We start from the raw sequence: 10549 nt of genomic DNA, 5'->3' as shown, positions 1-10549 counted from the left end.
GGGACGGCCATCCCCGAGGGCGGGGGCAGGTTCCGCTTCTCCTGGCAGGGCGGCGACCCGCAGACCGCGTCCTACTGGGGCGCCACGCTCACCGACGGCGGCACCAAGCTGCTGTTCGCCGGCACCAACCAGTCGTACACGAGGGCCAAGCGATGACCGTCCGGGACAACGCCGTCACAGCCGATGGGGTCTTCGCGTCCCCCGCCGACGTCGAGCGCGGGCTCGCCGCAGCGCGCTACCTCGCCGACGAGGCGATCGCGACCACGGTGTTCCTCGCCCAGACGCTCGGCAAGCCGCTGCTGGTGGAGGGCCCGGCCGGGGTCGGCAAGACGGAGCTGGCCAAGGCCGTCGCGACCGCCACCGGCGCCGAGCTGATCCGGCTGCAGTGCTACGAGGGCCTGGACGAGGCCCGCGCGCTCTACGAGTTCAACTACAAAAAGCAGCTCCTCGCCATCCAGGCCGCCCCGGCCGACCGGGCCTGGCAGGAGACCCACGACGACATCTTCTCCGAGGAGTTCCTGCTGGAGCGGCCGCTGCTGGCGGCGATCCGGCGCAGCGACCCGACCGTCCTGCTGATCGACGAGGCGGACAAGGCCGACGTCGAGGTGGAGGGCCTGCTGCTGGAGGTGCTGTCGGACTTCCAGGTGACGATCCCCGAGCTGGGCACGGTCAGCGCCGTCCGCCGCCCGTTCGTGCTGATCACCTCGAACGCGGCCCGCGAGCTGTCGGAGGCGCTCAAGCGCCGCTGCCTCTACCTGCACCTGGACTACCCGGCGCCGGACCGGGAACGCGACATCGTCCTCGCCCGGGTCCCCGGGATCGAGGCGGAGCTGGCCGAGCAGCTCGTCCGGACGGTGGGCACGCTGCGCGCGCTGGAGGTCAAGAAGGCGCCGTCGATCGCCGAGACCGTCGACTGGGCCCGCACCCTGCTCGCCCTCGGCCTGGACGAGCTGGACGAGGCCGCCGTCGCGCGGACCCTCGGCGTCGTCCTCAAGCACGCCTCCGACCAGGAGCGCGCCGTCAAGGAACTGGGCCTGAGGGGCTGAGGTGGCCTCGCTGGTGGACCGGCACACCGGGTTCGTCGCCGCGCTGCGGCGGGCGGGGCTGCCGGTGTCGGTCGCCGAGGGCCTGGACGCCGTCCGCGCGATGCGGCTGGTCGACCTGCTCGACCGCGAGTCGCTGCGGGCCGCGTACGCCGCCACGCTGGTCAAGCGGCCCGCGCACCGCCCGACGTTCGACACGCTGTTCGACCTGTGGTTCCCGGCGGCGGTCGGGGACGGCGTCGGCGCCGGGCCGGACCCAGGCCGTCCGGCCCGGACGCTGCGCGAGGACGGGCGCCCCGTCCCGGCCCCGCTGGACCCCGAGGTCCAGGCCCGCCGCGAGCGGCTCGCCGAACTGCTGCTGGCGGGCGACGACGCGGGCCTGCGGCGGTTCGCCCGCACGGCCGTCGCCGAGTACGGGCGGACGCCGGGCCAGGAGTCCTGGTTCTCCTCCGGCGTCCTGCGCGCGATGTCGCCCGAGACCCTCATGGCCGGGCTGCTCAACGCCGTGCTGAACGGGCAGGAGCGCGGCGGCATGGCCGAGCGGGTCGCGCGCCGCACCTTCGGCGACCGCATCGCCCGCTTCGAGGACCTCGTCGCGGGCGAGGTCCGGCGCCGCATCGCCGAGGACACCGGAGTCGAGCGGACGGCGCGGCTCGCCGTCCGGCCGCCTTTGGAGCGGCTCGACTTCTCCGCCGCCCGCCGCGCCGACCTGGCCGCCCTGCGCCGCGAGGTGCACCCGCTGGCGCGCCGGCTCGCCGCCCGCCTCGTCCAGAGGCAGCGCCGGGGGCGGCGCGGCAGGCTCGACTTCCGCCGGACGGTCCGCGCGTCCCTGGCCAGCGGCGGCGTGCCCCTCACCACCCACCACCGGCCGCGCCGCCCGCACCGGCCCGAGCTGGTCGTCCTGTGCGACGCCAGCGACTCGGTGTCGGCGTTCGCGCACTTCACGCTGCTGCTGACGTTCGCGCTGCGCGAGCAGTTCAGCAAGGTCCGCGCGTTCGCCTTCATCGACGCCACCGACGAGATCACCAAGTACTTCGCGCCTGGCGCGGACGCGGCGGACGCGATGGCCCGGATGGCCGCCGAGGCCGACCTGGTCTGGATCACCGGCCGCTCCGACTACGGGCACGCGCTCAAAGTGTTCGAGGACAAGTACGCCGACGCGATCGGCCCCCGGACCTCGCTGCTCGTCCTCGGCGACGCCCGCTCCAACTACGGGGAGCTGTCCCTGCCGATCCTGCGCTCCATGGTCGGCCGGGCCCGGCACGCGTACTGGCTCAACCCCGAACCGCGGTCCCAGTGGGACACCGGCGACTCCGCCGCGTCCCGCTACGGCGAGCTGATCCCGATGCACGAGTGCCGCAACCTGGTCCAGTTGGCGGCGTTCATCGAAGAACTGGCCTGACCGGCGGCGACGGCGCCGATGACCAAGGTGGTCTCAGCGGTCGCGCGAGCGCGTGCCGATGACCCGGGAATCAGGCACCAAGCGCCCGGGCGATGAGGTCGGCGACGGCGTCGGGGTCGACGTGCTGGCCCGTCAGGGACGACAGGTTCTCCTGGTAGATCAGCACCGCCGTGAACGTCGCGGCGGCCACTTCAAGGCGTGCCTGGTCGCCGCGCGCGCCCGGCAGTGCCAGCTCCAGGGCGCGGCGCGCGCGCAGGAACACCTCGCCGTTGAGCCGTCCGAGCCGCTCGCGGACGGACCGGTGCGTGTCGGCCTCCCGGAACAGGATCCGGCGCATCGCGGGCGAGGCGTGCAGGGGCAGGCGCCGCGCCAGCCGCGACAGCGTCCCGGCCGGGTCGCCGGGCACCGCCTCGACCGGCTGCTCCCGCAGCTCCTCCACGAACGTCCGCTCGTCGACCAGCGTCACCAGGACGTCGATCTTCTGCGGGAAGTAGTGGAACACCAGGCCCTTGGGCACCTGCGCGCGGCCGGCGATCCGCGCGGTCGAGCTGGCCTCGTAGCCGCGGTCGGCGAACAGGGCCTCGGCCGCGTCCAGGATGCGGGTGCGCGCGTTGGCCGCGCCCCGATCCGCCGCGCCGGCCGTCGTCGAGGAGTCCATCGGCATCGTCCCCCAAGCGGCCAGGGGTCCCGGAGCGCTCGCGCGCCCGGGACCGTCTCGGGGCCTCGGTCAGGCCGCGGCCTCGCCGCCGCGCGCCTGGAGGGCACCCCACACGCCGACGATAGTCGCGACGCCGCCCGCGATCCATGCCGTCCAGGCCGCGGCGTCCTCGCCGTCGAACCCGAACGCCCACGGCGACACGAAGATCAGCAGCGCGAACGCCGTCGCCGTCCACGCCGTGGGGCCGACCGCGCCGAGCAGCGCGTAGAGCCCCGCGACCGCCAGCAGTGCGCCCAGCACCATGAGCGGCTGCTCGCCCGCGTCGTCGGCCCACAGCTTCGGGGCCAGGAGCGCGGCGAGGCCGGCCAGGAAGGCCACCCCGTCCTGCCATGCGAACCTATCCATCCGCCACCTCCGGAGGGGATCACGTTTGGACCTTTTTGTCCATCTTGGTGATGCCCTGATTGACCGACCGGTCAATCTGACCGGAAGGCGTGGCCGATACCGCCCCGAGGTAACGGCTCCGGGACGGGGGGACAGTGCGCCGGTCAGGTCACGCGCTCGCGTGACGGCCGGGGGCACGTGAGCAGACCCTGGCTATGGCTCAGGCAGGGAGACGAGGGTGGCGCCGCGGAGGGTCGTGTAGAAGGGGGAGTCGGCGAGGCGCGGCCCGGTCTCCTCGCCGATGTACACGTCGGCGTGGTGCTCACCGCCGAAGCCGGGACGGAACAGGTCCGTGACCTTCCAGCGTGCCTTCTGGAACACCCGGCACACCTTGGTCTCGATCGGGCGGCCGTTCCCGTCCTTGCCGCAGCCGGCGATCGCGAACCGCCGGCCCCGGGCGAGCACGGACCGGTCGGCCGCGGCGGACGCCCAGGCCCGCAGTGGCCGGCCCGACGAGTCGCGCGTCGTGTCGTCCAGCCAGAACCCGACGCTGGAGGACCAGTTGAGGTAGCGGCCGCGCTGCGGCCCGGCCGTGATCCGGCCGCTGCCCTCGGTCTGGATCACCTTGAGGAAGTCCTCGGGGTAGGCGCCGAGCGGGTCCTTGCCATGCGAGCAGTGGAACCGGGTGCAGCCGCGGACGGCCTTGGGCTTGCCCCGGTAGAGGCTCTGCAACGCCGTGTAGTAGGTGGTGATGCGCCACTTGCCGGGGCGTCCCAGCGGCCGGGCGGGCCCGCTCCTCGACGGCTGGACGGGCCTGCTCGTCGGCGAGGTGGGTTCCGCCGTCGGGGAGGCCGGGGGTGAGACGGCCGCGGTCGGAGGCGGAACCTCCAGCGCCCCGGCCGACTCTCCGGCCGCCCGTCCGCAGCCGGACGCGGCCAGGCACAGGATGAGCACAGCGGCGCGCGGTGCCCTGGGCCGCATCGCACCCCCCTAGCTCACCGGGTTTGCGCGCCCTTGGGGGCACGCGAGGTCTCGTCCGCCTCAGCGGACCTTATCGCGGCGCGGGCGTCCGGACGGCCCGGCGGCGAGAAACCGGCGAGGAGCAGGACGCGGCCGCCATCCACCGGAACGCGGTGCCGAACGCGCCGGCCGGGGACCGCCGCCCCGGCGGGCGGGTCAGTGGCCGCGCGCGATCCATTCCTCCAGGTGCGGCGCCTCCGCGCCGACCGTCGTGGACTCGCCGTGCCCGGTGCGGACGACGGTCCCGGCGGGCAGGGTCAGCAGCCGCTCCCGGATCGAGGCGATGATGGTCGGGAAGTCGGAGAACGACCGCCCGGTGGCCCCCGGCCCGCCGCTGAACAGCGTGTCGCCGGAGAAGACCGTCCCCAGGGCCGGGGCGTGCAGGCACACCGCCCCCGGGCTGTGCCCCGGCGTGTGCAGGACGGTCAGCTCGACGCCCGCCACGGCCAGCACCTGGCCGTCCGCCAGCGCGCCGTCGGGCTCGGAGCCGGGATGCCGCTGCTTCCACAGCATCAGATCGTCCGGGTGCAGCAGGACGGGCGCGCCGGTGCGCGCGGCGAGTTCGGGCGCCGCGTCGATGTGGTCGTCGTGCCCGTGCGTGCACACGATCGCCGCCGGCCGGCGGCCGCCCAGGGCCGCCTCGATGGCGTCCGCGTCGTGGGCGGCGTCGATCACGATCGCCTCCGCGTCGTCCCCGACGATCCAGACGTTGTTGTCGACCTCCCACGTCCCGCCGTCCAGCGAGAACGTCCCGGAGGTCACGACATGGCCGACGCGGGCGGCCATCAGAACTCCACCACCGAGCGGAGCACGTCGCCGTGGTGCATCTTCTCGAACGCGGCCTCGACCCCGTCCAGCGGGATGGTCTCGGACACGAACGCGTCCAGGTCCAGGCGCCCTTGCAGGTAGAGGTCGATGAGCATCGGGAAGTCGCGGGACGGGAGGCAGTCGCCGTACCAGGAGGACTTCAGCGATCCGCCGCGTCCGAACACGTCCAGCAGCGGCAGTTCGAGCCGCATCTCCGGTGTGGGCACGCCGACCAGCACCACGGTCCCGGCCAGGTCGCGCGCGTAGAACGCCTGCTTGTAGGTCTCGGGGCGGCCCACGGCGTCGATGACGACGTCGGCGCCGAACCCGCCGGTGAGCTCCTGCACGGCCGCCACGACGTCGGTGCCCGCGGCTCCGGCGTGGACGGTGTGCGTGGCGCCGAGCGAGGCCGCGGCCGCCAGCTTCCGCTCGTCCAGGTCGACGGCGATGATCCGCGCCGCGCCCGCCAGCCGGGCGCCGAGCACGGCCGCCGCGCCGACGCCGCCGCACCCGATGACCGCCACCGAGTCGCCGCGCCCGACCGCGCCGGTGTTGAGGGCCGCGCCGAGCCCCGCCATCACGCCGCAGCCGAGCAGGCCCGCCGCCGCGGGCTTCGCCTCGGGGTCGACCTTGGTGCACTGCCCGGCGGCGACCAGGGTCTTGTCGGCGAACGCGCCGATGCCGAGCGCGGGCGACAGCTCGGTCCCGTCGGAGAGCGTCATCTTCCGCGCGGCGTTGTGGGTGTCGAAGCAGTACCAGGGGCGTCCCCGCAGGCACGCGCGGCACTGCCCGCACACCGCCCGCCAATTCAGGACCACGAAGTCGCCCGGCGCCACCCCGGTGACCCCCTCGCCCACCGTCTCGACCACGCCGGCGGCCTCGTGCCCGAGCAGGAACGGGAACTCGTCGTTGATCCCGCCCTCGCGGTAGTGCAGGTCGGTGTGGCAGACCCCGCACGCCTGGATCCGGACGACCGCCTCCCCGGGCCCCGGATCCGGGATCGTGATCGTCTCGATCCGCACCGGCTCGCCCCGCCCCGGTGCGACGACCCCGCGTACCTGCTGCGCCATGCTGCCGCCTCTCCTCGAATCCGTGCTCCCACGACCCTATAGATCGCGTTCCGCCCGCCCCACTCCCCCTGCCGAGGAGGCGGGCCGGGGGCGGCGGCCGTCCGCTGGTTCGCCGGCCTCAGCCGAAGCGGATGACCTCCAGCTTGTCGGCGGCGACACGGTCCAGGACCGTGACGCCGGCGGCGGGCGGGAGGGCGCCGCCCCGGGCGCGCTCGACGATCGGGCGCCAGCGGCGGCAGTGCCGGGCGAACGTGGCGCCGGTGACGATGCGGCCGCGCGCGAACTGCCCGGCGCGGGCCGTCTCGGGGTCCACGTCGATGAGGATCAGGTGGACCTCCCCGCCGCGCAGGCGGGCCAGCCACGCGAAGCAGTACAGGATGTGCGGCCAGGTGCCGCGGGTGTGCGCCACGACGCCGTGGCCGCCGGCGACCGCGCGGGCGATGCGCCACACGTGCGTCGCGTGGACGAGCGGGGTGCGCAGGCGCGGGGGGAGGGGGCGCAGGAAGCGCGCCCACCAGTTGCGGGACTGCCGCGAGTCGATCACCCGCACGTCCCCGAAGGGTACCGGGCCCCGCTCGTCGCCGCGCAGCCCGTAGAGCCGGTTGAGCAGGGTGCTCTTGCCCGCCCCGGGGAGGCCGGCGACGAGCACGAGGGAGCCCGCGGGATAGTCCAGGGCGGGCCCCGGATCCACATCGGTGGGTTCGTGGATGGTCAATCTCTCCTGGTCTCGGCCCCGAGATCGGCGGAAGTGTGGTTGAACAAACGAACACTTCGCGCCGGTTGTTCCGGCCGGGCACGCCGGGTGCCGGTCCGGTGACGGACGGTCCGGCGAAAGGGGCCCGCCGCGAGCGGGCCGGGGCCCACCGGAACGATCACCAGCCGCGGGACCGCCACTCGGGCAGCGAGGGGCGCTCGCGGGCGAGCGTGGAGTCCTTGCCGTGGCCGGGGTAGAACCAGGTGGCGTCGGGGAGCCGGTCGAAGACGCGCTCCTCCACGTCCGCCAGGAGCTGCTTGAACAGCGTGGGGTCGCCCCAGGTGTTGCCGACGCCGCCGGGGAAGAGGCTGTCGCCGGTGAACAGGTGCGGGGCGCCGGCCAGCTCGCCGCCCGCGTCGTACAGCAGCGCGATCGACCCGGGCGTGTGCCCGCGCAGGTGCAGGACCTCCAGCGACGCCCGGCCCACGCGGACGGTGTCGCCGTTCTCGACCGGTTCGGCGACCGGCTCGGGCAGCGGCTCGGCGTCGCGCGGATGGGCGACGACGGGCGCGCTGGTGGCCCGCGCCACCTCGCTCAGCGCCATCCAGTGGTCCTGGTGGCGGTGCGTGGTGACGATGCGCGCGAGCGGGCCGTCGCCGAGCAGCTCCAGCAGCCGCGACGCCTCGTTGGCCGCGTCGACGAGCATCTGCTCCCCGGTCGCGGGGCACCGCAGGATGTAGGCGTTGTTGTCGTACGGGCCGACCGCCACCTTCGTGACCGTCAGGCCCGGCAGCTCCCGGACGTCGGGCCGGCCGCCGACCTCGACGTTCCCCGTGTAGCTCATTGGTCCTCCCGTCGGTCGTACGGGGACCATCTTCCACCATCGGCCGCGCGGATCCACCGGGGCCGGTCCGTCCACTGGAATGAGTCTCCAGACGCAGACGGTTCGTGCGCGCACGGACGGACGTTTCGCCCTTGTTGCCCCACCATGGGAGTTGGAAGATCAGGAACGACCGGAGAGGACGGTGATGTGGTGGGCAGGGAGACGCCGGAGGACATCCTCGGACACGCCTGCACGCTGGTCCGGCTGTGCGGCCAGGACGCCGCGATCGCCGTGGTCCTGCTCGCCCTGGTGCTGGTGGGGACCGCGACCCGGCTGGCGGCGGGACCGCCGGGCGTCGCGGCGCTGGCGCTGCTGCCCGTCCTGGCCGGGGCGTTCGCGGTCTCGGCCGCCTACGCGGTCCGGTCGCGGCTGACCTTGGTGGCGGTGCTCGGCGACGTGCGCGGCCGCACCGGCTCGCCGGTCGACCCGGGCGTGCCGTGGACGCCGTTCGCCTCGTCCACCGCGCTGGACGAGCGGGTCCGGAACGGCGAGCTGCGCAGGCTGCTGTCCGCCGCGCACCGCTGCGGCGAGCTGTCCTGGCAGGCCGTCGCGTGGGCGGCGGCGACCGCGGTCCTGTTCTTGTTCTGGACGATGGCGGCGGCGATGGCGGGCGGGTGAGCGGTGATCGACCAGGACGTCCGGCCGGGCAGCTTCTGGGAGCTGCTGTCCCCGACCGACCGGCAGGCCCTGCGGGCGATGGGGCGGCGCGCCGACATCCCGCCGGGCGGGATGCTGTGCCACCAGGGGGTGACCGCCCCGGCGGTGTACGTGGTGTTCAAGGGGGCGCCGCGAGCGGCGAGCAACGCCGTGGCCAAGGAGTTCGTGGACTCCAGCGAGGGCGATGAGTCGATCATCGACCTGTTCGGGTCGGGTGACCTGGTCGGGGTGCTGGGCCCGTGGGGGCATCCGCAGCGGGGGACGATCGCGGCGCTGGACCACGTCGCGGCGCTGCGGGTGGACCGGCGCAAGTTCCGCAGCCTGCTGGCGGCCAACCCGCAGGTCGCCGAGGCGATGATGCAGACGATCTCCGAGAGCGTGACCTACGGGGGCCGCCGGCACGCGGTGCGGGCGGCCGACCATCCGCAGCGGCTGGCCTACCACCTGCTGGAGCTGGCGCACCGGTTCGGGCGGCGGACCGCGCGCGGGACGGAGATCCCGCTGCGGCTCAGCCAGGCCGAGCTGGCCAACTGGGCCGGGATCTCCCGCGAGACCCTCGTGCGCTGGTTCCGGCTGTGGCGGGAGAAGGGGATCCTCGACCGCAGGCCCCGGCCGCTGACCGTCCTGGACCGGGACGAGCTGCGCCGCGCGGCGAGCCCGTGGGGCGACGAGTGGCCGGTCGCCGTGCACGACCAGGCGCCGCAGCCTTCCCTCGGGGGGCCCGGACCGGCACCGGCGGGCGCGGGAATCGCCGCGCGCGCGCCCGTGCGCCTTGAGACGCCCGGAGGAAGACCACCCGGAGCACGTCTGCCCGCCGACAACCCGTTCTTCGCCGGACGGCACGTGAGCCTCGGCAAGCTGGACATGCTCGTGGCCCAGGCCGAGTGGCCGCGCGCGGTGATCGTCCAGGGGATGGCGGGCGTGGGCAAGACGACGCTGGCGCTGCACTGGGCCCACCGCGTCGCCGACCGGTTCCCCGACGGCGTCGTCTTCGCCGACCTGCGCGGCACCACCCGCAGTCCCGTCACCCCGGGCGAGGCCATGGGCCAGGTGCTGCGCGCGGTCGGCGTGCCCGGCCACCAGGTCCCGCGCGCGGAGGCGGAGCTGGCGGCCCAGTGCCGGTCGCTGCTGGCCGAGCGGCGGATGCTGCTGATCCTGGACAACGCCGCGCGTCCCGAGCAGATCAGGCCGCTGCTGGCGGCGACGACGTCCGGGCTGGTGATCGTGACCAGCCGCCGCCGGCTGCCCGCCCTGCTGGAGGGCGCCGACGTGCGGGCGCTGGAGCTGCGCGAGATGGTGACGCAGGAGGCGGTCGACCTCATCGCCAACGTCCTCGGCCCCGCCGACCCGCGCGTACGCGACGAGCAGCGCGCCGTCCAGCGCCTCGCCCGGGAGTGCGGCCACCTGCCGCTGGCCCTCGCCGTCATGGCCGGGAAGCTCGCGGAGAACCCCGGCGAGTCCATCGCCGGGACCGTCCGCGAACTGGCCGCCCGGGACGTGCAGCCCGCGCCGCCCTACGGCGTGGGCCTGGCCGGCGCGAGCCTGAACGAGGCGGGGCTGCACGAAGGCGCGGGCACCGGCGCGGCCGGCCCGGAGCTGCAGAGCGTGCTCAGCCCCACGTTCGACGTCGCCTACCGGGGGCTGCGCCGCGACCAGCGGGAGGCGTTCCGCGGGCTCGGCCTCATCGCCGGACCCGACTTCACCCCCGCCGCCCTCGCGGCCCTCCAGGACCGGACGGTGGACGAGGCGCGCGAGTGCCTGGAAGGGCTGCGGCAGGCGTACTTCGTGCACGACCTCGCCCCCGACCGGTACCGGATGCACGACCTGCTGCGCGACTTCGCCCGGCAGCGGGGCCTGCGGGAGGACGCCGACAGCGACCTGCTGGCGGCGCAGCGGCGCCTGCTCGCCTGGTACCTGGCCGAGGCCCGGGA

General features: G+C 74.8%; 11 protein-coding genes. 4 read left to right on the top strand and 7 right to left on the bottom strand.

Annotated features, from left to right (window positions below; all coding sequences use genetic code 11):
- Positions 1-152 precede the first annotated feature (152 nt).
- Both E1298_RS37950 and E1298_RS37945 read left to right on the top strand, forming a co-directional pair.
- On the top strand, positions 153-1046 hold the full coding sequence (locus tag E1298_RS37950) for an AAA family ATPase (protein ID WP_131902125.1): 894 nt from the start codon (positions 153-155) through the stop codon (positions 1044-1046).
- A 1-nt stretch (position 1047) separates the two neighbouring features.
- The gene (locus tag E1298_RS37945; protein WP_131902123.1) at positions 1048-2445 is read left to right on the top strand and encodes a VWA domain-containing protein; all 1398 of its coding nucleotides are present in this window, start codon (positions 1048-1050) and stop codon (positions 2443-2445) included.
- Between the two features lie 70 nt (positions 2446-2515).
- On the opposite strand, the gene E1298_RS37940 is transcribed toward E1298_RS37945, so the two are convergent.
- The 7 genes from E1298_RS37940 to E1298_RS37910 form a co-directional block, all read right to left on the bottom strand.
- Positions 2516-3103: a TetR/AcrR family transcriptional regulator gene (locus tag E1298_RS37940; RefSeq protein WP_243726053.1), complete on the bottom strand. Its 588-nt coding sequence runs from the start codon at positions 3101-3103 to the stop codon at positions 2516-2518.
- A 69-nt stretch (positions 3104-3172) separates the two neighbouring features.
- Entirely contained in the window at positions 3173-3508 is a 336-nt protein-coding gene (locus tag E1298_RS37935; RefSeq protein ID WP_131902119.1) for an SPW repeat protein, read from the bottom strand.
- Positions 3509-3700: 192 nt separating this feature from the next.
- A complete protein-coding gene (locus tag E1298_RS37930; RefSeq protein WP_131902117.1) occupies positions 3701-4468 on the bottom strand; it encodes a hypothetical protein in 768 nt (255 codons plus the stop codon).
- 195 nt (positions 4469-4663) lie between these two features.
- Positions 4664-5293, bottom strand: coding sequence for an MBL fold metallo-hydrolase (locus E1298_RS37925; RefSeq protein ID WP_131902115.1), 630 nt, complete (start codon positions 5291-5293; stop codon positions 4664-4666).
- A complete protein-coding gene (locus E1298_RS37920; protein WP_131902113.1) occupies positions 5293-6384 on the bottom strand; it encodes an S-(hydroxymethyl)mycothiol dehydrogenase in 1092 nt (363 codons plus the stop codon). The genes E1298_RS37925 and E1298_RS37920 overlap by 1 nt, the downstream gene beginning before the upstream one ends.
- 118 nt (positions 6385-6502) lie before the next feature.
- A complete protein-coding gene (locus E1298_RS37915; protein WP_243726052.1) occupies positions 6503-7099 on the bottom strand; it encodes an ATP-binding protein in 597 nt (198 codons plus the stop codon).
- Positions 7100-7256: 157 nt separating this feature from the next.
- Positions 7257-7922, bottom strand: a complete 666-nt coding sequence (locus E1298_RS37910; protein WP_131902111.1) for an MBL fold metallo-hydrolase — start codon at positions 7920-7922, stop codon at positions 7257-7259.
- Between the two features lie 189 nt (positions 7923-8111).
- On the opposite strand from E1298_RS37910, the gene E1298_RS37905 reads away from it, so the two are divergent.
- Together E1298_RS37905 and E1298_RS37900 are read left to right on the top strand one after the other, a co-directional pair.
- Positions 8112-8579 (top strand): hypothetical protein, encoded by a 468-nt coding sequence (locus E1298_RS37905; protein ID WP_131902109.1) that lies wholly within the window; start codon positions 8112-8114, stop codon positions 8577-8579.
- A 3-nt stretch (positions 8580-8582) separates the two neighbouring features.
- Positions 8583-10549, top strand: a 1967-nt coding sequence (locus tag E1298_RS37900; RefSeq protein WP_131902107.1) for a helix-turn-helix domain-containing protein, incomplete at its 3' end; no start/stop codon positions are given.

The sequence above is a fragment of the Actinomadura rubrisoli genome (genome assembly GCF_004349215.1).
Taxonomy (GTDB): Bacteria; Actinomycetota; Actinomycetes; order Streptosporangiales; family Streptosporangiaceae; genus Spirillospora; species Spirillospora rubrisoli.
Note: the sequence above shows the minus strand (reverse complement) of the source record. Positions and strands in the feature narration are given on the sequence as shown.

Coding starts and splice junctions, on each gene's coding strand:
- E1298_RS37925 (WP_131902115.1), bottom strand. CDS start 5,293: ATGGCCGCCCGCGTCGGCCATGTCGTGACCTCCGGGACGTTCTCGCTG.
- E1298_RS37940 (WP_243726053.1), bottom strand. CDS start 3,103: ATGGACTCCTCGACGACGGCCGGCGCGGCGGATCGGGGCGCGGCCAAC.
- E1298_RS37950 (WP_131902125.1), top strand. CDS start 153: ATGACCGTCCGGGACAACGCCGTCACAGCCGATGGGGTCTTCGCGTCC.
- E1298_RS37920 (WP_131902113.1), bottom strand. CDS start 6,384: ATGGCGCAGCAGGTACGCGGGGTCGTCGCACCGGGGCGGGGCGAGCCG.
- E1298_RS37930 (WP_131902117.1), bottom strand. CDS start 4,468: ATGCGGCCCAGGGCACCGCGCGCCGCTGTGCTCATCCTGTGCCTGGCC.
- E1298_RS37935 (WP_131902119.1), bottom strand. CDS start 3,508: ATGGATAGGTTCGCATGGCAGGACGGGGTGGCCTTCCTGGCCGGCCTC.
- E1298_RS37910 (WP_131902111.1), bottom strand. CDS start 7,922: ATGAGCTACACGGGGAACGTCGAGGTCGGCGGCCGGCCCGACGTCCGG.